Origin of the sequence: Propionivibrio soli (assembly GCF_025770765.1) — a bacterium.
GTDB lineage: Bacteria > Pseudomonadota > Gammaproteobacteria > Burkholderiales > Rhodocyclaceae > Propionivibrio > Propionivibrio soli.
The window spans coordinates 297,619-318,506 of the sequence record NZ_JANZKY010000003.1; the positions used below are offsets into that span (position 1 = coordinate 297,619).

Annotated in this window: 23 protein-coding genes; 14 read left to right on the plus strand and 9 right to left on the minus strand. The window is 59.3% G+C overall.

Annotation, left to right across the window (positions count from 1 at the left end):
* Positions 1 to 17 precede the first annotated feature (17 nt).
* Entirely contained in the window at positions 18 to 455 is a 438-nt protein-coding gene (locus NZ453_RS05040; protein WP_263769305.1) for a hypothetical protein, read from the plus strand.
* A 324-nt stretch (positions 456 to 779) separates the two neighbouring features.
* On the opposite strand, the gene NZ453_RS05045 is transcribed toward NZ453_RS05040, so the two are convergent.
* Positions 780 to 1,682 (minus strand): LysR family transcriptional regulator, encoded by a 903-nt coding sequence (locus tag NZ453_RS05045; protein ID WP_263769306.1) that lies wholly within the window; start codon positions 1,680 to 1,682, stop codon positions 780 to 782.
* Positions 1,683 to 1,901: 219 nt separating this feature from the next.
* On the opposite strand from NZ453_RS05045, the gene NZ453_RS05050 reads away from it, so the two are divergent.
* Both NZ453_RS05050 and NZ453_RS05055 read left to right on the plus strand, forming a co-directional pair.
* Positions 1,902 to 2,111: a hypothetical protein gene (locus NZ453_RS05050; RefSeq protein WP_263769307.1), complete on the plus strand. Its 210-nt coding sequence runs from the start codon at positions 1,902 to 1,904 to the stop codon at positions 2,109 to 2,111.
* Positions 2,112 to 2,130: 19 nt separating this feature from the next.
* On the plus strand, positions 2,131 to 2,565 hold the full coding sequence (locus NZ453_RS05055) for a GreA/GreB family elongation factor (protein WP_263769308.1): 435 nt from the start codon (positions 2,131 to 2,133) through the stop codon (positions 2,563 to 2,565).
* A gap of 165 nt (positions 2,566 to 2,730) precedes the next feature.
* On the opposite strand, the gene NZ453_RS05060 is transcribed toward NZ453_RS05055, so the two are convergent.
* Together NZ453_RS05060 and NZ453_RS05065 are read right to left on the minus strand one after the other, a co-directional pair.
* Positions 2,731 to 3,342 carry a response regulator transcription factor gene (locus tag NZ453_RS05060; RefSeq protein ID WP_263769309.1) on the minus strand — a complete coding sequence of 204 codons (612 nt, stop codon included), beginning with the start codon at positions 3,340 to 3,342 and terminating at the stop codon, positions 2,731 to 2,733.
* The gene (locus NZ453_RS05065) at positions 3,332 to 4,912 is read right to left on the minus strand and encodes a sensor histidine kinase (RefSeq protein ID WP_263769350.1); all 1,581 of its coding nucleotides are present in this window, start codon (positions 4,910 to 4,912) and stop codon (positions 3,332 to 3,334) included. Before NZ453_RS05065 ends, NZ453_RS05060 begins: the two co-directional genes overlap by 11 nt.
* Before the next feature lie 259 nt (positions 4,913 to 5,171).
* On the opposite strand from NZ453_RS05065, the gene NZ453_RS05070 reads away from it, so the two are divergent.
* From NZ453_RS05070 to NZ453_RS05080, 3 genes are read left to right on the plus strand one after another with little or no spacing between them, the layout of a single operon-like run.
* Positions 5,172 to 6,431: a putative Na+/H+ antiporter gene (locus NZ453_RS05070; protein ID WP_263769310.1), complete on the plus strand. Its 1,260-nt coding sequence runs from the start codon at positions 5,172 to 5,174 to the stop codon at positions 6,429 to 6,431.
* The gene (locus NZ453_RS05075) at positions 6,428 to 6,796 is read left to right on the plus strand and encodes a hypothetical protein (RefSeq protein WP_263769311.1); all 369 of its coding nucleotides are present in this window, start codon (positions 6,428 to 6,430) and stop codon (positions 6,794 to 6,796) included. The genes NZ453_RS05070 and NZ453_RS05075 overlap by 4 nt, the downstream gene beginning before the upstream one ends.
* Positions 6,797 to 6,807: 11 nt before the next feature.
* Complete coding sequence (locus tag NZ453_RS05080) at positions 6,808 to 7,365, plus strand: universal stress protein (protein WP_263769312.1); 558 nt, start codon at positions 6,808 to 6,810, stop codon at positions 7,363 to 7,365.
* 52 nt (positions 7,366 to 7,417) lie between these two features.
* Here NZ453_RS05080 and NZ453_RS05085 read toward each other — a convergent pair whose 3' ends face one another.
* Together NZ453_RS05085 and NZ453_RS05090 are read right to left on the minus strand one after the other, a co-directional pair.
* The gene (locus tag NZ453_RS05085) at positions 7,418 to 7,723 is read right to left on the minus strand and encodes a putative quinol monooxygenase (RefSeq protein WP_263769314.1); all 306 of its coding nucleotides are present in this window, start codon (positions 7,721 to 7,723) and stop codon (positions 7,418 to 7,420) included.
* Positions 7,724 to 7,764: 41 nt separating this feature from the next.
* Positions 7,765 to 8,604: an AraC family transcriptional regulator gene (locus tag NZ453_RS05090; protein WP_263769315.1), complete on the minus strand. Its 840-nt coding sequence runs from the start codon at positions 8,602 to 8,604 to the stop codon at positions 7,765 to 7,767.
* Positions 8,605 to 8,738: 134 nt separating this feature from the next.
* Between NZ453_RS05090 and NZ453_RS05095 the strand changes: the two genes are divergently transcribed.
* The 4 genes from NZ453_RS05095 to NZ453_RS05110 all read left to right on the plus strand — a co-directional run bounded on the left by NZ453_RS05095 (position 8,739) and on the right by NZ453_RS05110 (position 11,614).
* The gene (locus NZ453_RS05095; RefSeq protein WP_263769318.1) at positions 8,739 to 9,302 is read left to right on the plus strand and encodes a DNA-3-methyladenine glycosylase; all 564 of its coding nucleotides are present in this window, start codon (positions 8,739 to 8,741) and stop codon (positions 9,300 to 9,302) included.
* A 142-nt stretch (positions 9,303 to 9,444) separates the two neighbouring features.
* Positions 9,445 to 10,011 (plus strand): dihydrofolate reductase family protein, encoded by a 567-nt coding sequence (locus NZ453_RS05100; RefSeq protein WP_263769320.1) that lies wholly within the window; start codon positions 9,445 to 9,447, stop codon positions 10,009 to 10,011.
* A 45-nt stretch (positions 10,012 to 10,056) separates the two neighbouring features.
* A complete protein-coding gene (locus NZ453_RS05105) occupies positions 10,057 to 10,437 on the plus strand; it encodes a tautomerase family protein (protein ID WP_263769322.1) in 381 nt (126 codons plus the stop codon).
* 34 nt (positions 10,438 to 10,471) lie between these two features.
* Positions 10,472 to 11,614, plus strand: coding sequence for a cytochrome P450 (locus NZ453_RS05110; protein WP_263769323.1), 1,143 nt, complete (start codon positions 10,472 to 10,474; stop codon positions 11,612 to 11,614).
* Between the two features lie 91 nt (positions 11,615 to 11,705).
* Here NZ453_RS05110 and NZ453_RS05115 read toward each other — a convergent pair whose 3' ends face one another.
* Positions 11,706 to 12,839, minus strand: a complete 1,134-nt coding sequence (locus tag NZ453_RS05115) for a DSD1 family PLP-dependent enzyme (protein ID WP_263769324.1) — start codon at positions 12,837 to 12,839, stop codon at positions 11,706 to 11,708.
* A gap of 237 nt (positions 12,840 to 13,076) precedes the next feature.
* Here NZ453_RS05115 and NZ453_RS05120 point away from each other — a divergent pair, with 237 nt between their 5' ends.
* Complete coding sequence (locus NZ453_RS05120) at positions 13,077 to 13,478, plus strand: helix-turn-helix transcriptional regulator (RefSeq protein WP_263769325.1); 402 nt, start codon at positions 13,077 to 13,079, stop codon at positions 13,476 to 13,478.
* Between the two features lie 2 nt (positions 13,479 to 13,480).
* Complete coding sequence (locus NZ453_RS05125; protein ID WP_263769327.1) at positions 13,481 to 14,815, plus strand: type II toxin-antitoxin system HipA family toxin; 1,335 nt, start codon at positions 13,481 to 13,483, stop codon at positions 14,813 to 14,815.
* 340 nt (positions 14,816 to 15,155) lie between these two features.
* Here the strand turns inward: NZ453_RS05125 and NZ453_RS05130 are convergent, their stop codons facing one another.
* Together NZ453_RS05130 and NZ453_RS05135 are read right to left on the minus strand one after the other, a co-directional pair.
* Entirely contained in the window at positions 15,156 to 15,548 is a 393-nt protein-coding gene (locus tag NZ453_RS05130; RefSeq protein WP_263769329.1) for a hypothetical protein, read from the minus strand.
* Between the two features lie 665 nt (positions 15,549 to 16,213).
* Positions 16,214 to 18,163 carry a C13 family peptidase gene (locus NZ453_RS05135; RefSeq protein ID WP_263769330.1) on the minus strand — a complete coding sequence of 650 codons (1,950 nt, stop codon included), beginning with the start codon at positions 18,161 to 18,163 and terminating at the stop codon, positions 16,214 to 16,216.
* A gap of 281 nt (positions 18,164 to 18,444) precedes the next feature.
* Between NZ453_RS05135 and NZ453_RS05140 the strand changes: the two genes are divergently transcribed.
* The gene (locus tag NZ453_RS05140) at positions 18,445 to 18,831 is read left to right on the plus strand and encodes a VOC family protein (protein ID WP_263769331.1); all 387 of its coding nucleotides are present in this window, start codon (positions 18,445 to 18,447) and stop codon (positions 18,829 to 18,831) included.
* Between the two features lie 92 nt (positions 18,832 to 18,923).
* Positions 18,924 to 19,394 carry a GNAT family N-acetyltransferase gene (locus NZ453_RS05145; protein WP_263769332.1) on the plus strand — a complete coding sequence of 157 codons (471 nt, stop codon included), beginning with the start codon at positions 18,924 to 18,926 and terminating at the stop codon, positions 19,392 to 19,394.
* A 290-nt stretch (positions 19,395 to 19,684) separates the two neighbouring features.
* Here the strand turns inward: NZ453_RS05145 and NZ453_RS05150 are convergent, their stop codons facing one another.
* Positions 19,685 to 20,773 carry a LacI family DNA-binding transcriptional regulator gene (locus NZ453_RS05150; RefSeq protein ID WP_263769333.1) on the minus strand — a complete coding sequence of 363 codons (1,089 nt, stop codon included), beginning with the start codon at positions 20,771 to 20,773 and terminating at the stop codon, positions 19,685 to 19,687.
* Positions 20,774 to 20,888: the final 115 nt, after the last annotated feature.

Genomic DNA, 20,888 nt, shown 5'->3' on the forward strand with positions numbered 1-20,888 from the left:
CTGCGGACGACTCGTATATGGGACAGCGCCTCAGGATAGGGAATGTCGTTCTCGAAGTATCGGCGAATTCGCTGACCGAACTCTCAGAAACTCCGACGAACAGAGAGCTGAAGGCCGAAAAGCCGGACATGCCGGAGCCCCTCGAAGAAACGGCCTATATCTACCGCCCGAACGATCCGTTCCGTGCCCCGATCGACGAAGCTCGAGCGATTGGAAGTATCTCCGCGACGCACAAGCCTTGGGTCAAGCGAAGCTGGTTTGTGTTATTCATCATTGGCCCCCTCGTCTATGCCGAACTCTCGGCCCTGGCAGAGTCACTCAATGACGAAACGGGCCAACCGTGGATGTGGTTTCTGGGGCGAAACCTCTTGATCCTGCCCATTTGGTTTCTGTTGTATTCGATTTGGAGAAACCGGGTACGCGGCTCATCAAAAGCGCAGAGAGAAGAAAAGTAGCGGAACGTGAAACGTGGGCGGTCTCTGGGCAATGACAATCGCGGCAGGGTAAATGTTCGAGCCTCAGTGTACCGAGGTCGGCTGGGTGGGAATCGATTCCCGCGGCGATACACTTGGCGTGTGAATTGGCTCTCTAGCTGGATGTCTGTGTATCCGCCAGCACTACTAGAGAAGCCTCGTATCTTCTTTTAATTCGTAACCGGCACGGCGCAACGCATTCGTCCGGCTGTAAGGAGTGCCGCTTCTGAACGGCGATTGGATCAATCGACGAGGCGGATTTGTTGCTGAACCCGCCACGCCTCCGGCATGCCAACCGGGGATCATTCACTGGTCCCAATAAGGTACTGAACCAAATTGTTCGACGAAGAAGTCGATAAAAACCCGCACCTTGCTTGGCAGGTGGCGTGTGGGTAGGTAGAGCGCGTACACGTGGCGATCGACGGGAACATAATCGGAGAGAACGGCTTGCAGCTTGCCGCTCTGCAAGTCTTTGCCGATGATGAAGGTCGGCAGCAGGGCGATGCCCAGACCGCCGAGAACGGCCTGCGATAGCGCTTCGTCATCGTCAACATGCAGGGGGCCGGTGATCGGGACCGATTGTTCTCCATCGGGACCGACGAACCGCCAGCGGCCGACTTCGCCCGATCGTGTGTAGTCCAGGCAAACATGTTGGCTGAGGTCGGCGGGGGTTTGCGGAACGCCGTACCGGGCAAAATAATCGGGCGTCGCGCAGACCCGCCGGCGAACCGGCGCCAACGTTCGGGCAACCCAGTTGTTTGGCGGATCGCTCATGACGCGTATCAGAACGTCATAACCTTCTTCTGCCAGATCGACCCAGCGGTCGGTGATCGTCAGGTCGATCTTGAGATCCGGATAGCGCGGCAGGAAGTCCGCTAGCGCGGGAGCGACGTGCAGCGTGCCGAACGCGACCGAGGCGCTTACGCGCAACACCCCTCGGGGCTCCGAACTGAGGCTGGCGACGAGGCGCTCCCCTTGTTCCGCTTCCTCGAGCATGCGGCTGCAATGGTCCGCCACCATCGATCCGATCTCCGTAAGGCTCAAGTGCCGCGTGGTTCGATTGATCAACCGCGCACCGAGACTCTTTTCGAGCTTGGCCACGGCTTTGCTGACGGCAGAACGGGACGAGTTCATCCGGCGCGCCGCCTCGGCAAAGCTGCCGGCCTCGACCACGCGTGCAAAAACGGCCATCAGATTGAGATCGAGCATAGTCGTGCTTTCTGGTACTGATTGTTTCCGTTTGGGACGCAGTGAGGTGCGAAATTCTGACCTTATTCTCCCGCGCGGTCTTGGCTAAGATACTTGCAAGCGAGTCGGCGGCGGCTCGTTTGAGAGGCATGCGTCGATATCGGGCTTGTTCCGGGAACTAACGAGTGAGCCATCGATTGTCGTCTTACGAGAAACTATTCTACCGAGCAGCGAGGAACCATGTCAGCGATTACCAAACAGTCGATCTTGCGCGTGCTGCGCGACAAGGCCTGCCTGGATCTGCGCCGTTTGTCGCGCTTGCTTGGCGTTCGTCCTCAAGATGAGGCGCTTTCCAGAAGCCTTCGCGATTTGCTGCGCAAGGGCAGCATTCACCGAGTCGGGGGTTCCGGGCGGCGGACGGCTTTCGTCATCACCTCGTTTGAGCACTGAGTGGAATGGAGGAAAGATAATGCAGCGAATGGTCCCGAACAAATTGCTGACCTGTGTTTCAGCCCTCGACAAGAGTCGGCTGGAAGCCTTGATCGAACGGGAGTTTGCCGACCGCGCGCTGAGTTCTTCGGCCATCAAGGTTCTCCACCGCTTGCGTACGGCCGATTTGGTCGTCCAACCGGACGATGTTCCGCGCGACCTCGTGACGATGAACTCCACCGTCAGGCTCGTCGATCCGATCGGCTGCGAAGAATGGGAACTAACGCTGGTCTATCCGGAGGAGCACGATCCCGAGGAAAACTGCTGGTCCATCCTGAGCACGGTCGGCGCAGAAGTATTCGGCCACAGGATTTATCAGCCTACGCGCGCCAAACGCCCGGACTCGGAGTCGGCGAGTTGGGTCGTTGCGGACATCCCGTTTCAGCCGGAAGCGCGTAACTGGATGACGATGTAGTACGGCGTCGCGCATGGGGGCGTGCGAGTCGTCCGATAAAGCAGTCGTGGGTCGAGGGCAGGGGAAGAAGGAGAGGGCGTTGCGGAAAGTTCGGCTCTGTTACCCGACGGGTGCAGAGCCGATCGCCCTTTTTTTCTAGCCCACCACCAGCACCTGTTCGCCCCGTTAATTTCCTCCAACGATGCTCATGCGCACGAGGTCGGCCACGCTTTCGACACGCAGCTTCGTCATCATGCGTGCTTTGTGTACTTCGACCGTGCGGGCGCTGATACCCAATTCATCGGCGATTTCCCGATTGTGCAGCCCGCCGACGACGAGCTTCATGACTTCTTGCTCGCGCGGCGTCAGTTGGGCCAGCAGTCGATCAAATTGAGTGCGCTGGCTTTCTTTTTCCAGGGAGACGGTTTGGCGGGAGAAGGCGTCATTGATCGCCTTCATCAGCTTGCCGTGGTCGAGCGGCTTTTCGAGGAAATCCACGGCATTGGCGCGAAATGCCTTGCGCGCGGAGTCCACGTCGCCATGCGCCGTCATCACGATAGCGGGCATCGAGCAGTGACGATCGAGCAGCCGTTGCTGCAGTTCCAGCCCGTTCATGCCCGGCATGCGGATATCGATCAGCAGGCAGCCGCGCCAATCGGCGGAGTAGGCTTTGAGAAAGCTCTCCGCGTCGGCAAACAAGGCCACGCTGTGCCCCTGTAAACCCAGCAAAAGCGCGAGCGCGTCGCGCACCGCCTGATCGTCTTCAATGATGAAAACGGTATAACGGTTAGCTTCCATCGAACGTGATTCCTTCTGTCGGCAGTACCAGCCTGAAGAGGCCATGATCGGCCACGTCGGCCCAGAGGTGGCCGCCGTGCGCCTCGACGATGGCGCGGCTGATCACCAGTCCAAGCCCGAGCCCGTTGGCCTTCGAGGACTGAAACGCTTCGAACGCTCGGGTGGCGGCGGCTCCGGAAAGCCCTGGGCCGCTGTCTTCGACGCGAATGCAAATCCATCCTCCGGCTTCGGGATGGGCTGAAACCTGCACGCGACGATTGCTCGGATCTTGGGCGGCAACTGCTTCAAAAGCGTTGGAGAGAAGGTTGCGCAAAACGACCTCGATCTGCAGGCGATCGACGAACAGAGCAACCGGTGCGCCCGGGGCGACGCTCAATTCGATACCCTGCTGCGATGCCTTCTTTTCAAATGGCGACGCTACGGAAGCAAGCAATTCGTTGAGCGGTATCGATTCGAGCCGGGTGGCCCCCGTCCGGAAAAAGTCGCGCAAGCGGCGCACGACGTCCGCCGCGCGAAACGACTCGGCGATCATCCGACGAATGGCCTCCCGCAGTCGTTCGCCCGTCTCGCCTCGTTCAAGCAATTGCTCGCAAGCGGTGCCGTAGGCCGATAAGGCGGTCAGCGGCTGATTGAGTTCGTGGGCCAAGGCCCCGGCCATTTCGCCTGCGGCGGCGAGCCGAAGCGTTTGGCGGAGTTCCGCGCTGACCCGTTGTTTGTCGTCGACCACAATGCCGATGAAGAAACCGAACAATGCCAATGCGGCCGCCAAAGCCTGGATCTCAAGAACGGTAACCGCAGTGAACCCCATCAGTTGGACTGAGCCAATGATACCAAGCTGAACGATCGCGGCGCTCAGCACGGCGCCCGCCAGGCCTTGTCTTGCGGCGGCCCAGACGACCGGCAGAAACAGCACATAGAAATACTTGAAATCGGCACCCGCTCCGATACCGAATGCGACCCATAGCGTAAAAGCGGTCGCGGCCAGATAGCCGACCGATTCCCATGTCAAAACCATTGCTCTCAGATGAGCGCGCCCGCTTTCGTCGAGCAGCATCCAGAACAACGGCATCGACACCAGCGCCCCGACGCAATCGCCGATCCAGTAGCGGACAATCGACGTCTGAACGGCGCCCTCGGGGATGAGGCTGCCCAGTGACAACAAGGTCACGTACGCGACGCTGTTCAGCAACGTGCCCAAGGTGATGATCCCCGTCCATTCGAGCAAGCCGCGCCGGTCGCTGAAGATTCCGCTGGTGGCGAGACGGTGACGCAAGGCTTCTGCGATCGCCCAGTAGCCCACAGCAAGCAAAAGGGCCAGGGCCGTCGATACGAGCAGTGATATGGGGAGGTTTCTTACCCACGCATCGGCCAGAAAGATAGCCAACGCCAGCGGCGGGATGGCCTTTCTGCCAAAGCGGAGCAGGAACAGCAGACCAAAGGCAGGCGCGGGATTCCAGACCGTGATGTTCAAGCCGTACAGAGGATGGATATAGCTCGCCCAGTCGAAAAGGACGTAGCCCAAAACCAGTGTGAGTACATCGTGCCAGCGGAGGCGCTGGATCGGAAACATCGACGTCACCGGCTCTTTCCGTTTGTTTGAGTAAGTATTCTGCTTCGCCATCGCGGATTCCGTAATTGGAGAAAGCCCGTAAGGGTTTCCCGTATTTTTGCATCAAACAGCGGTGCCATGAGCCGCCGCGTCACGCTGTCGCCGCGCGCCCGCGTACAGGTTTCTCGTACGTGCAGTCCCGAATTTTCAAGCGGTTTGGCGAGACCTAGGATAGGTCTCGTCCTATCACAGAGGCTGCAACGTCCAGATGGAATCCGTCATGCCGACTTCCCCCGAGCTTGTTGCGGCGATCGTTTTCGGCATCGCTGTTCTCCATACCTTCTCGACGAAGATCTTCGCCCGCCTTGCCGAGATTCAGCCTCGGCACGCCGGGCTCTGGCATCTTTTCGGTGAAGTGGAAGTCGTGTTCGGCTTCTGGGCTTTCGTCCTTATGGCGGCGCTGCTTGCCTTGTCTGGCAGGGAGGCTACCGTAAATTACCTTGACGAGCGCAGCTTCACCGAGCCGTTGTTCGTCCTCGTCATAATGGTCATCGCGGCGAGTCGCCCCATTCTCCAGGGCGCCGCAGGAGTCGTAAGGGTCACAGCCGCATGGATTCCGATACCGACGGCACAAGCGGTCTACTTTCTCTGCCTGTCGTTTGTTCCGCTCCTCGGCTCCTTCATCACCGAGCCGGCGGCGATGACGCTTGCCGCCATCCTCTTGCGCGATGCCTACTTCACCAATCGCTTGAGCGAGCGCTTGCAGTACATGACCATCGGTGTGCTGTTCGTCAACGTCTCGATCGGCGGAACCCTCACTCACTTTGCAGCGCCTCCCGTACTCATGGTCGCCGCGAAATGGCAATGGGATACCGCCTACATGTTTGCGCACTTCGGGTGGAAGTCGGCCACAGCGGTCCTCTTCAACGCCGCGGTGCTTACTTGGTTCTTCCGTCGCGAGCTCGTTGCCAAGGCCATCATCAAGACAAGCGCCGAGAGCAGGAAAAGCGTTCCCGGCATCGTTACCGCCGTTCATCTCGCCTTCCTGATCGGCGTCGTCGCCTTTGCCCATCACCCGGTCGTGTTCATGGGGCTGTTCCTGTTCTTCATCGGATTTACCGAAGCTTACAAGCGCCACCAGGACCGCCTCTTTCTCCGCGAAGGCCTGATGGTCGCCTTTTTCCTCGCCGGCCTGGTGACGTTGGGAGGCTTGCAGCAATGGTGGTTGCAGGCGGTGCTCGACGACGTGAACAGCACAGCGCTCTACTACATCGCCACGGCATTGACAGCGATTACCGACAACGCGGCCTTGACCTACCTCGGTTCGCTCGTTCCCGAGGTGACCGAAGATTTCAAGTATGCCCTGGTAGCCGGCGCGGTCACGGGGGGAGGCCTGACCGTCATCGCCAATGCCCCGAATCCCGCCGGTTTCGCCATTCTCAAGGGCTACTTCCGCGACGAGGCGATCAGCCCCGCAAAACTGTTCCTGGCCGCGCTATTGCCCACGTGCGTTGCCATCCTGGCTTTCCAATGGCTATGAGCGCAAAACAGCTCACGGCGCGGAAAGACAATCTCAAGGTGATTGTCCTTTCCTGGGTGTACCCGGCATTGCGACAACTGCCGTTGTCGGATTGGGACGCCGCCCTGCGCAACGCCAAGGACACCGAATCCGACTCGTTCGAGAGGTGGTGGGCCATTGCCGGGTTGGGGCTGATTACCTACTTGTTGGCCTTCGACGGAAATCAGACGGCGGATTCGTCACTGCCTGCCCGCTATCTCGCCCAGTTTCTGATGGCCGTTCCACTGATCGTCGTGGTCATGGGGCCGGCTCACGTGCGCCGAGTACGGCGCGGATTGAACAAAGAAATCGAACGACGGCGTTCTGCCGAACGCTTCGAGCTTTAAGGAGGGCAATCATGATCAGATCCGGTCACCACCATGCTTCCAGCATCGCGATCCGCGAGTTCATCCATCCTCAGTATTCACGAGGTAACTCCATGAGCCCATTCGAGCGAACCGCAGGTAGGTCAACCCGCATCCTCGTGCCGATCGATGCCACCGAGGATTCCCGCTGGGGGGTCCGCTACAGTCTGTGGCGGCGTCGCCAAGGCGCAGAGGTTGAAGTCATCCTGCTCAACGTCGGCGAGCCGATAACGCAGTGGCAAGTGCTGCGCTTCCGAACTCAACGCGAGATCGCGGAGTTTCAGTCGGGTCGCGCACAGAGCTTTATCGAAGATGCCGGCCACTCGCTGGCGCAGGAAAACATTCCGTATCGCGGCCTTTTCCGGCAAGGCGATACCGTTTTTTCCATCCTTGATACGGCCGAAGAGCTCGACTGCGACGAGATTGCCATGCCGCTCGCCCGTTGGGGTTCGAACACCCTCTCAAAAGAAGTGATGTCGCGTGCCAAGAAAGAACGGCGGGATATTCCGGTCGTTATCGTGAATAGCGAAGGTGTGCCGGTGACTTCGTGACCGCTCCGCAAACTCAAGACCGCTGCCGCGTGGGTCGGGAGCGGGAAGGGTCTCAGCGCAACTCGGCGATGGATACCAATGGTTCGTAGAAGTCCACCGTCGGGGCGCAAGCGCAGAGTTCGGGCACGAGTTCGAGAACGCGTTTGAGATACGGCGTGGCCATGTGGACGTCCACGGCGGCTTGATCGCGATAGCGCTCGTAGAAGTAGAAGCGCCCCGGTGCGGTCGGAGAACGGTGCAGGGCATATTCCAGGGCGCCCGGCTCCGGCGCTACCTTGCCGACCAGTTCGCGCAGGGCGGCTTCCAGCTTGGCCTCGCAACCGGGGCGAGCGTCGAAGATGGCGGTGACAACGATCATGAGGGTTCTCTCCTACCTGCGCCGGGGCCGGGGGCTCCGTATCAACGCGGCAGCGGTACCTTATCGGGGGCGAACAACGACGAATTGTAAAAATGCGCCACGCGCGTCGTGGTCTTCAGAAAGTGGGCAGGCGCTTCGCCGACGAACGACTCGAAATCGTGGATGAAATGCGCCTGGTCGTAGTAGCCGTGATCGAGGGCGGTCCCAAGATAGTCGGCGCTCTCCGTGAGCAAGAGATCGCGTATCGTTAGGTGAAAACGCGCGGTACGTTGGAAGGACTTGGGCGTCACGCCGAGGTGTGCGCTGAAGACGCGCTCGAAGTGGCGCCGACTCATGCCGAGTTCGTCGGCCAGCGTTTCAATCTTCACCTCGCGATGACGGTAGTAGAGCGCGCGGATGGCCGCTTCGACCGCCGGTTGCGGTTTGCTGTGAAGCGCCAGGCACGCGAGCAGCCAGTCTTCGAGCAGGGCCACGCGCGCGGCACGGTCCGGTGCGGCGATGATACGCGCGGCCAAATCGCTTCCCGCCTCGCCCCAGACATCGCTGACCGACAGGGGCTGTCCTCCCAATTCGGCAAGCGGTAGGGGGCTGAAGTGGCGTAGGGCGCCGGAGCGAAAGCGCACCGAGATGAAGCCCACCCGACCCTGTGCCAACAGTTCGCGTGCACCGCCGCGCGCGCCAGGCAGGAAAGCTCGCCCGAGGTCGACCACCTCCTGTGGTGAGCGGCGCAGGAGCACGGGGTCGGCATAATGGAACATCAATTCCGCACCGGTTCCCGGCAGCATTGGTGGCAATTGCAACGCGTGCTCGCTCTCCCAACCCCACAAGCGGTCGATGTAGGGCTGTAGGGCAGGGTGGGGGATGACGAAGTAGCGATGCACGCGTAGATCTCTGGAACTTTGCGAGATTTTATGCTCGAACACCGTAAGTGTGGGCTCGGCGTCTGCCGCAAGATGGTCGCGGAGATTCGTCGGCCAATTATGAACGCGTACTATCGGCTGAGGAACCATGCCCCATGCTGGAAATAGCGAACGTCAGGTTTGATGCCGATTCCATCGATGTGGCGCGAGCCCTCATCGGTGTGGAGGTACTCGTCGATGGCGTCGGTGGCCGTATTGTCGAAACGGAAGCGTATGACGCCAGCGATCCCGCCTCGCATAGCTATGGCGGCCCCACCACGCGCAATGCGGCACTGTTTGGCCCTCCGGGACACGCCTACGTGTATCGCTCGTACGGCGTCCATTGGTGCCTCAACTTTGTCTGTCGCGAGGCCGGGCACGGCGCCGGGGTATTGATTCGAGCCATCGAGCCGACCCACGGGTTGGACGTGATGAGGGAACGGCGTCGATTGATCGACGCGCGACGGCTGTGTTCCGGCCCGGGGCGACTGAGTCAGGCGCTCGGGATCACCGGGGCGCACGATCGGTTGCCGCTCGACAGTGCGCCGTTCGAACTGCGGCCATCGCCCATGATAGCGGAGATACTGATCAGCCCTCGCATCGGGATTTCGAAAGCGCAGGACATGCCCTGGCGATTCGGGCTCGCGGGATCGCGGTTCGTCAGTCGGCCGTTCAAGTGATTGCGGGGTACGGTCAGTTTCGACGTCGTAAGCAGCAGAAACATGAGCTGCTCCGAGCGATGCAGGAACCGCCGATGCTCGAACCCATCCAATAGGTCTCGACTTAAGCGCACGGAATGCGCAATTGGAGAGGCCCATAGCAATGAAGACCCAATACTTCACCGCGACAAGTCTCGACGGCTTTATCGCGACCGAGGACGATTCCCTTGACTGGCTGTTCCCACTGGGGGACGTGAACGAATCCAGCTACCCGCAGTTCATTGCGGAAGTGGGCGCGCTGGCGATGGGCTCGTCGACGTACGAATGGATGCTGCGCAACTCGGAAAGAGTGAAGGCGGAGGCGGGCTCAGCGTGGCCCTACACTCAACCCGCCTGGGTATTTTCCAGCCGCAAGCTTCCTCCCATTGAAGGGGCGGATATCCGATTCGCTGACGGCGATGTGCGTTCCGTCCATGCCCAAATGCGAGCTGCCGCCGGAGACAAGAACATCTGGATCGTTGGCGGCGGGGATCTTGCCGGTCAGTTCCACGATGCGGGTTTGCTGGACGAGCTCATTCTCCAAGTGGGTTCGGTAACCCTCGGTAAAGGCAAACCGCTCTTTCCGCGCCGGGTGCTGAGCCCGGTTCTCCGCCTGGCGTCTGTCCGCCAGATGGGTACCGATATGGTGGAGTTGCGCTATGAGGTCGACAAGCGTCGTGCCACCGTTTGACGCAAATGCCACAGCACAACAACCAATCAACACCGGAGTGATTCGATGCCGCTAATCACCGTAACCGTTCGCAAGCCGAAGACCGTCGAGTTCAAAGATGCCGTTTTGTCTGCCGTCCATGAGGCGCTCGTCGCGTCCGGCGTTCCGCCGACCGACAAGTTTCACCGGGTGATCGAGCTTGAGCCCGAGAACTTCCGCTTCGATCCAACGTACCCTGATCTCACGTCGAGGCGTACTGAAGAATTTGTCCTGATCGAAATTCTGCTATCCGTCGGGCGGAGCGTGAAGGTGAAAAAGCAGATCGTGAAGCACATCGTCGAAAAGCTGGCGTCCCAGGATTTCGACCCCGAGCAGATCATGATCTGCTTCAAGGAGACGACGTGGGAGAACTGGTCGTTCGGCGGCGGGCGATTGATCCATACGTAGGCAAAACGAACTCGCTGGTTCTGAAGGTGCAAACATGGCCGACCACATGTCCGATGATCTATCCGCCGCCGGCCGCGACGTGCGCGCCTTTACCGACGAGTTGCGGCCCAAGTACCCGGTAATCAGAAACGTTGCCGGCGAATGGGTCCTGCTCCGGCATGCCGAAGTCGTGGCCGCGGCTCTGGATCACGAGCGGTTCTCCAGCAAAGTCTCTCGTTACCTGCAGGTTCCCAACGGATTCGACGGAGAGGAACACACGCGTTACAGGCAGATGATCGAGCGGCATCTGAGTCATGAAGCGCTGACACCCTTTGTGCCCGTCTTCGAGAGCGTTGCCGCCCAACTGATGGCAGAACTGCCGAGAGGCATTGCGCTCGACGCGGTGAACGACATCGGCGCGGTGTTCGCCGTGCGCGCTCAGTGCCAATGGTTGGGTTGGCCGGCCGAGTTGGAACCCCGGCTGTTGGCGTGGATGGAAGAGAACCACGCCGCCAGTCGCTCCGGGGATCGCGCTTGGATGGAGGACGTGGCCGAACAATTCGACGGGATCGTTCTCTCGGTGATCCAGCCCCGTCGTGCGTCGGAAGCCAACGCTCCCGACGACGTGACTACACGGCTTTGCCGCGAAGTGGTGGATGGGAAGCTTCTGACGGAGGCCGAGTTGGTGTCGATCCTGCGCAACTGGACGGGGGGCGACCTCGGTTCCATTGCCCTGTGCATCGGCGTACTCGTGGCCGAAGTTGCTCGCCAACCCAGGCTTGCCGAGAGGCTGCGCACGGCGCCGGACAGCGAAATGGAAGCGGTCATCAACGAAGTGTTACGCCTCGACGATCCGTTCGTGTCCAACCGGCGCATCACCACCTGCCCGGTGCGCATTGGGGGCCAAGATATTCCGAGCGGCGCGCGGGTCAAGCTGAACTGGACGTCGGCCAATCGCGACGAGACGGTTTTCGACAACAACCGGTTTGATCCTGAGAGCAACGCCGCCGCAAACCTCGTCTACGGGGTCGGCAAGCACGCCTGCCCGGGGCGGCTCCTGGCCACCTGGGAACTCCGCATCGCGTTGCAGGAGTTGTTGGCCTCGGTCCACGCGATTGAGTTGGTACCTGACCAACCACTCGAGCGGGAAGTCGCGCCAGTGGGCGGCTACCGCAAAGTACCGGTGGTGTTGACCTAGTTGCGTGCGAACGCCTGTGGAACGCCTATGCGGGGTGGCGCGTGCGTCGTTGATCCTTGCGAAGGCTTTGCGGCTTTGGCGCGCCGCGGCATCACCACCCATAAAAGCGCGGCCAGGCTTGCACCTCTCCATTTGGGAGGATGGCTTGATACTGAGGATGTTGGGCCGCCGTAGCACAAGCATGGTTGGGCAGAATGCGCAGCCGCGTACCGATTGGGAAGCGGGCGGCAATGTTGTGGTCGGTCCCCTCGGCCAGACACACAATTCCGTGTTCCTGGTTGGTACTACCCAGGAGGTAGCCGGGGATGGGTTCGCCGGCTTCGTTACAGACTTGGCCGTAACCGAAGTCGCGTTTCTGTTTCTGCGTGCCACGGTCGCGGCTCATCGCCATCCAGCCCGCGTCGACGATCGCCCAGCCCTTGTCCTCCTGGTGACCAATGACGGTGGTGAGCACCGACAGGGCGATGTCTTGCATCGTACAAACGCCCACGTTGTGCATCACCAGGTCGAAGAACGCATACACCCCGGCGCGGAATTCGGTAACGCCCTGCAGGTGTTCTGCGGATAACGCGGTCGGCGTCGAGCCGACGCTCACCATCGGGCAGGACAGGCCGGCTTGCCGCAAGCGTTCTGCGGCGCGAACCGAGCGCTCGCGCTCCTGCTCTGCGAGATTGCGCAGCACCACCGGGTCATCGAAGTCGTAGCTGGAGCCGGCGTGCGCCATGACGCCGCCGAGGCGCATTCCGCCTTCCTGGAGTGCGCTGCCGACAAGGAGCAGGGCTTCGCCCTCAGGCGGGATACCCGAGCGATGGCCGTCTACATCGACTTCGATCCAGACCTCGAAAGATTCTCCGTGCGTCTGGCCGAATGCCGCGATCGCCTGGGCGCCTGCCACGCTGTCGGTGATGATCTTCAAGTCGCATCCGTGCCGCCGTAACGCCAGCACTTGGGGCAGCTTGCCCGGTACGATGCCGACGGCGTAAAGGATGTCGGTGATTCCGGCCGCGAAAAACTGTTCCGCCTCCTTGAGCGTGGAGACCGTAATGCCCTGCGCTCCAGCGGCCAGTTGCGCCTGTACCACATTCACACACTTGGATGTTTTGACGTGGGGGCGGAACTTCACCCCAAGCGCGTTCATGCGCTGTTGCATGCGATCGATGTTCCGCTGTAGGCGGCCGGTGTCGACGAGAGCGGCGGGTGTGTCCAGGTCGCAGAGTTGAGTCATGGGGCAAATTCCGGATTCTTGACGATGTGAGCAGTGTAGGGCGTTTGGACTCAAGCGCGTTCAACGTGAAAATAACTCATGCGACGGCTAGGGCCGATGCCGAGCCTGGATACAGGTTTTGTTCTGTTTTTACTCTTTACAATTTATTCTTTGTAAAAGTAATATACAGGCATTGGGCTGTTAATTCGATTTACAACTTTTGTTCTGTATCGTAGACAGCGATGAACGGAGGCCGCCGTGAAGTATTCCATCAAGACGCTCAGCCAACTCCCGCTGATTCTCAAGGGGTTCCGCAAGGAAAACGGGTTGACCCAGGCCGCCATGGGCGAAAGGCTGGGGATCACGCAGCAAAGCTACGCTGCCTTTGAAGCCAACCCCGCGGTAGCCACGTTTGAGCGGCTTTACAAGGTGCTGCGCCTTGTGGGCGTGGAAATTTCTCTCGATCGGGTTTCCTCTCCGACCAATAGGGAAGCGACGCTGCCGGCCAGTGAAACCGGCAAGGCGAGGGCGGCGCCCACAGCTTCCTCCCCAAAGAAAGCCACGGCCGCGATCGCCACCCTCCCCAAACGCCCTAAAACCGGGAGCAGCGCCCAAGCCCCGCGCCGCGTTGTATCGGCAGCGAAGAAGGAGAAGTGGTAGCCATGGGCCGCCGCGCGCTTAAACAACGCTTGAACATCTGGATGAACGGCATTCCCGTTGGCTATTGGGAGTCCGGCCGGGGAGGCGAGCGCCTGGGTTACTTCGATGAATGGCTCACGGACGAGCAGTCCCGGCCCCTCTCCCTGTCCTTGCCTTTCCTGCCGGGCAACGAGGCGTATCAGGGGCCGGTGGTCACGAGCTACTTCGACAACCTGTTGCCCGATAGCGAGCCCATCCGGCGTCGGCTTGCCCAGCGTTACCAGGCCGACGGCACGGAGGCGTTCCCGTTGTTGGCGAAATTGGGACGGGATTGCGTAGGGGCCATTCAGCTTCTTCCCGAAGACGAAGCGCCGTCAGACATTCACGCGATCAACGGCGCCCCATTGAATACGGCTGAAATCGCCCAGCGGCTCCGCAGCGTGACCTCGCCGGCCGCGTTTGGAATGCAGGATGACAACGCCGATCTACGCCTCTCGATTGCCGGCGCACAAGAGAAGACTGCGCTGCTGCATCATCAAGGGCGGTGGCTGCTGCCCCATGGAAGCACGCCGACAACGCACATCTTCAAGTTGCCGCTCGGCCTCGTCGGCCACATGCAGGCAGACATGCGCACCTCGGTGGAAAACGAGTGGCTGTGCTCGAAGATCGTGGAAGCGTTCGGCATCCCGATAGCGCAGTGCGCCATCGAACAGTTCGAAGACCAGAAGGCGCTCGTCGTCGAACGGTTCGACCGCATGCTGTCGAGCGATGGCCGCTGGATCGTCCGCCGGCCGCAGGAAGACATGTGCCAGGCGACGGGAACGCCGGCGCTGCATAAATACCAAGCCGACGGCGGCCCGGGGATCGAGCGCATCATGGAAGTGCTGCTCGGCTCAGACAACGCCGAGCAGGATCGGCAACGCTTCTTCAAGACGCAGATCGTTTTCTGGCTGCTCGCCGCCATCGACGGCCACGCCAAGAACTTCAGCATCGCGCATCTGCCCGGCGGCCGATACCGCGCCACGCCGATCTACGACGTGCTCTCCGCGCACCCCGTGATCGGCACCGGAAAAAACCGAATCTCGCCTCATAAAGCCAAGCTCGCGATGGCTCTGCGCGGAAGCACGAACTACTACCTGATCGAAAAGATTCAGCGCCGGCATTGGCTTGCCCAAGCGCAACGAGTCGGGCTTGGAGCAAGGGTCGGCGAGCAGTTGATCGAGGAGGTGGTTGCGCGGACGGAGGCGGCGATTGAGGAGGTGAGCGGCGTGTTGCCGCAGAATTTTCCGACGGATGTGGTGGAGGCAGTTTTCGGCGGGATGCGGAAGCAGTCGAGCAAACTCGAAATCAAAGGTTGAGTGTCTTCGAAGACGATATCAGGGACTTACAGGAAAAAGCCGTCAAGGACAACTATTCGGCCTGACCGGACCTTGGACTTCCGGCATGAATCGGACGGCAATGCGCCGGTCAACTGCCGTTCAGCCGCTGGTGGCGGTCAATGACCGCTTCCTTGCCGATGAATTCGAACTTCCGACCCTCAGGAGTAGGTCGCCGTCGCGGTGGTTCAGAGACTGGTAATAGAGTTGAACAGTCGCCCGTCTCGACTCTATTCAGACTGCAACTCTGCCAAGCCATCAATAGGGATCGCTGCTGCGTACAAATAGATTCATTCGCGGCAAGGCCATCGCGTGTTTCCTGCTAGGTTTCCGTGCCGCAGCACGCCCAGATTTTCCAGGAATTGTTGTCGCGCACCAGTTGATAGCTCTTGTCCAGAATCCAGCGCGTTCCCTGATCGCCCTGTAGCATCCAGCTCAGCACAACGGAGGCACGATTCTTCCCCGTGGGCAGAATCGCTTCAATTTTAGGATCGACTTTCTGAACTCCCTGATTACCGTAATAGTCCAGAAGTCCTCTCGTTGTCCGCAACAGCCCCGGCTTTTCAGCGGCAGTCCACACGACCGGATCTCCGTTCAGCTCGACATAGAACGGCATCGCGAAAAAGGAAACAACCGCCTCGGCATCCCGACTGGCGAACGCATGGCCGTATTCGTCAAAAAAACTCCCGATACTTGAACGGAGTTCCTCACTCACGCCCAGCTCTCTGTTATCCGATAACACACATACTCCTTAACAGTCTGGTAAAGCCCCCAACAGGAGCCAATGGCTGCGGAGGACAGGCGCGGCATTCTACTACAGCGCCCACCAGGCGCGGTTTCGCGGAGTCCGTGCTTATCCGGAGCAAGAGGGGCTTTTGATCGCCAAGGGTTCTGCTCTGAAAGCCGCGTGAACAGGCAGTCTTGAGCCGGCATGGCATGAGCAGGGTATGGACATTGGCTTGCACGGCATTACTGCCTGAGTGCGCCGTTCTACGTGCCTTTCGGGAGTGCCTGTTTAGCGATGATTCAGGTGTATCTAGTCACGTACATGTGCAGAGAATGGCGTCGTCTGAGGCGTTACATTGTCGCACCGTACTTTATCGTCTACCGATCGTAAAGCCGCCGGACAGGATGACGGGAGGTCTGACGGGACCTCGGCCAGAGCTACCGTTGGTCGGCCGCACGCAGTCAGGCGGAGAAGCGCTGGTTACCTGTCGTTCAGCCTTGAATGCCCACGAACAACAGCTTTTCTATGCTGCGAGCAAGAACACCAGACCCATAGCCGTCATTCGCACACTGATCTAAATTTCTGGCCACTGCCGAACTATGCCGTCCAGCGCTCCAGCCGCCGTCTGGAACGCGAAGCGACCCCTACGAAAGCTAAGGAGTTTTACTGTGAGCGGTTTTCTTCGAGAATTGGGCACGCCATAGTTTTAGTTGCTCTCGAATCGCTTCCGGGGCTTCAATCTGTGGCAGGGAATGCCGGTCCGCTACAGATTCCTTCTTTTCTTTATGCCCGGTCGTTGCATGCGTTTGATCGATGTTGTCTTGGTCTTCCCATTTCTTGATTAGAAAGCTGGCCTTGGCGAACGCATCTTCAAAGGAGTCTGCAGAAGGAAGAGACTCCTTGAAGAATGCGCGACCAAAATAGGTGAAATCGTTCTCGTCCGAGCAGCCGAATGAAGTTCGATCGGCACGGGCCGCCGCGATCAATAACGTTCCGTCGTCCTTCAGTGGCTCCATAAAACTGCCGGCGTAGCAGGCGGAGACGATGACGGCTTTCCAGCGAATGCCTGATTCCTTTAGGAAAGATGCAAGTTGGTTTGCACTCAGATCGGGAAAACGCATACCCTCCAGTTCCAGGCTGATGGCACCCTCCTTGGAGCCATGGCTGGTCAAGTAAAGGAAGAGAATGTCGCGTTCCTTATCCATCTTTGCCGCGATCGCGGAAATGGCTTTACGGACGCTGGTCACGGTAGCCAATGGGCGTGAACCGACCGTGTTTCGGCTGTTAATCAGCGCAACGGCGTGGCCCCGGGTAGCGAATTTTTCCTCAAACTGTGCTCGGATAAAGTCGACTTCCCGTCTGAACACTTCCTGAGTGCCATCACCGGCGATGGCCAGAAAATACATGTTGATCGATTTTCCGGGACTCGGCTTCAACTTACGAAGCTCATGGTTGAGTTGGTCGGCCTGAGTGTAGAGCGCCCGTTCAATATTCGCCCTGTTTCGGCGTCGCTCGTCTTCGGCCTGCTTCTTAAGACGACCGTATTCCCAAACACCCGTATCCTGAGTACGTCCATCACTCTGGGGCTTAGCGTAGGAAAGTGTTCCTTGTCCCTCGTACATACCGTAGCTGAACCCACCGCGATAGATATCGCCATTGTCGAGATGAAGCTCGCCTTGTCCGTGGGGTACCCAATTGTGCATTTCCCCTACATATCGGGTGCCGTCCGTTCTTAGGGCTGTTGCGACGCCCACCAGTTGGCCAGCTTTGAACTCGCCCTCGAAAGTGTTGCCTTCCGGATCGGTGTATTTACCGAGGCCGTCGAGCTGCCAGTCGCGGAATTCACCTTCCTGTTTGGCTCCATTAGGGTACGTGATGAGGCCGTGACCCTGCAGTTTTCCATCAACGAATTCGCCTTCATAGGTCGGGCCATCGAGAATCACATAAAGCCCCTGGCCTTCGAACTCACCACGCACAAAATCGCCCTTATAGGTTCGGCCATTCTTCTGCCGTAGTTCGCCTTTGCCCCAGAATTGCCCTTGGTGGAACTGACCCGTGTATTCGTGCGCTGGCGATACGAGATGTCCTTGCCCGTGGTACAGGTTGTCCTTGAAGTCCCCCTCATAGACGTTGTCATTGTCCTGAAGACGGCCACGGCCTTCGAGCTGCCCCAAGCGGGCCTGGCCTTCGTAGACAGATCCCGTGTTCGTCGTCAACGTAATGGTTCCGTAGGGCAAACCCTGTTCGAAATCACCTTCGACGATATCGCCTGCTGGGGAACGGAGGCGACCCTTGCCCGAGAACAACCCATTTACGAAACTGCCTGAGTAGAAGGCGCCATTGCTCCACTCGACGCGCCCTTCGCCTTCGCGAAGTCCGCCAACCAACGGTCCCCAGTACCGCCCACCGTCAGGCGTAATAGCCGTAGGAGGTGAAATTGCCTCGTCGGTCGCGTAAACGAAGAACGGTGCAATTGAGAGGACCCACCAGCCGACTGCGATAATAATCTTGGTCACGAAGACGCCCTTGTCGATAGATAAACGTCTGAAGTGTCTGCGGCGATCGATTGGCTGCGGCACAAACACCCGGTTGTTGGCGAACAAAAGAACTTCCCTCTATATCCAGCATGGCTGGATATGACGTCAAATTGTATCGACAAAGTGTAGCGGGTGAGACTTTATCGTAAGAGCATAAGCGCCCCGCCGGGGGAGAAAATCTTCAGGCGTCTGGCATATTAGAGTCGTTATACTGACAATCAAAATACCAAGCGCTTGAAAACCATGGGTCACAAGCTGCTTTTTGAACGTCATCAATATCAATTGTTATACGGACCCGGGTGTCCATGTAAACACGGTTGGGCCACTTATCACACGGAGTTTTCGCCATGATCGATCACGTTGGAATTACCACTGGTGATTTAAAGAAGAGCAGGTTGTTTTACTCTAGGGCACTCGCTCCTATCGGATATTCACTGCTTATGGAAGTATCGGCCGCAGAGACTGGCAGTAAGAGCTTCGCCGGTTTCGGGGTGGCACCGAAACCGGATTTCTGGATCGGAAGCGGTACTCCGAATGTTCCGCCAGTTCATGTCGCCTTTCGCGTACCGAGCCGTGCCCTTGTTGATGCCTTCTACAAAGCAGCAATCGCTGCCGGTGGACGTGATAACGGGACTCCAGGGCTACGCGCACACTATCACCCAAACTACTACGGCGCCTTTGTTCTTGACCCTGATGGTCACAACATTGAGGCCGTATGTCATGAGCCGGAATAAGCTGCCCTACCGGCGCTCAACCTCGCTTCCTTCGGTCGCTGGACGCTGGGCGATAAGGTCGCGCAGCGCCGGTTAGCTCTACGTTAGGTGCTATGAGAATCGAAACCGCGTCCGTCTCCGATGCCGAGGAAATCAGCGCACTGATCGTTGAGCTTAGCGAGCCGTTCTATCTGTCGCCTTCACGTGAGGGTGCTGAGCCATTCCTGGCGTCCATCAGCGCAGAGGCAGAGCGCGGCTACTTGACTGCAGGAAACTTCTCCTACTACGTCGCCAAGTCAAACAACAGGCTTGCTGGTTTTGTGGCACTTCGAGACAACTCGCACCTCTTCCACTTGTTTGTCGCCAAAGCATTTCAAGGCAAGCGCTTGGCCAGTGAGCTCTGGAGCGTCGCCAAGGCAGAAGCGCGACAACGCGGAAATCCAGGAGATTTCACCGTCAACTCAAGCCTCAACGCCGTGCCCGTCTACGAAAAGTTCGGCTTTGTCCGCCAAGGAAACGTCCAGCACATGCACGGCATCTCCTTTCAGCCCATGCGGCTGAGGTCAGGCCAGAATGGCGCCTAACTCTTCCATTGAGAGGACGCCGCAAGGCCTACACTCTTGCGCCGCCTCTCATGTCAAACGTTCGACAGTCAGCTTCTCAAAGCTCTGAAGGTGGGTCAGGGTAGGGAGTTCGCGTTCTCAAACAGGAGAGCTGAAGTTCTCGATCTCACAGGGTTGAACGGCAGGTTCCGGTCGACTACAGACAGATCGGTCAACACGGGCCAATGGCGGCTAGGGCCGACTTGCTGCAGGATTTCGAAGATGCCCTCGTCTCTTGTCCAAAAAAGCCTCTTTTCGTTCGCCTCGCTAAATCAAGTCGCCAAATCCCCATAAAGGCTATGCCCCTGTCCCGTCACAGCGGGTTTGGCCTTGCGTCTTCCAAGCGTCTTGACTGAGCTGCGCACGACCAGCTTGCCGCTCAGGCGCATATGGCAATAAGGAGTGTCGGGGCAGGTGATGCGTTGTTGCAGGAGGCGCAGGGCTTCGGCGCCGAGTTCGTCGCGGGGGACGTGGACGGCGGTGAGGGCGATGTCGTGCGTTTCGGCGAGGTTGAAGCCGTCCATGCTCATCACGGAGATGTCGCCGGGGATGGCGAGGCCGCGGTCGAGCAGGGCGGAGATGATGCCCGAGGCGATGAAGTCGCCGCCGGCGAGGATAGCGGTCGGGTAGCGTTCGCGATCGAGTTTGTGGAGGTGCGCGATGATGGCGGCACGCGCTTCGTCGGCGGTAAAGCCGGCGGTGGTGATGAGGTTGTGCTCGTCGTCGAACGGCACGTTATAGGCGGCGAACGCGTCGCGAATGCCTTGCAGCCGCCGTTCCAAGGTAATGCGGCGCAGGCACATCACAGCGAGTACGTCGCGATGGCCGTGTTCGATGAGGTAGCGCGCCGAAGCGCGGCCGATGAGCTGATGGTCGGGCGAGACGACGTCGAGCGAGAGGCTGTCGACTTCGCAGTTGACCAGCACGCACGGCTTGCCGCTGTCGGCCACGAGCGCGTGCACGTGCGGGTCGTCGATGCCGAGCACGATGGCCGCATCGCACGCCGGGTTGCGAAGCTTGCTCATGAAGAGCGGGATGTCGGCGTCGGTCTCCTCGATGGCGCAGTAGGAGAGGTGCACGTCCTGGTGTTCGACGGCCTCGCGGATACCCTGGATGACCTTGTAGTAGAAAATGTCGGCGCGCAGGTCGAAGGCGCGCTTGGGGGCGAAGACGACCACGTGATTGAAGAGCAGGCGGCCGGTCGACAGATTGGAGAGCACACCGTTCGCCCGCGCGCATTCGAGTACCCGCTGGCGGCTGGCAGCGCTGGTGTTCGATTTGCCGGCGAGTACGCGCGAAACGGTGCTGATTGAAATGCCCGTTTGGCGCGCGATCTCCTGGATTTTCAGCTTCCCCGTCATGGCGACCCTTCTCCGTATGGAAATTTTTCCACAAATGGTATCACTCAATAAATCAACGTACTAGGTGAATTTTATGGTGGAACATGGGGATGCCATGAAAAAATTCTCGAACCAG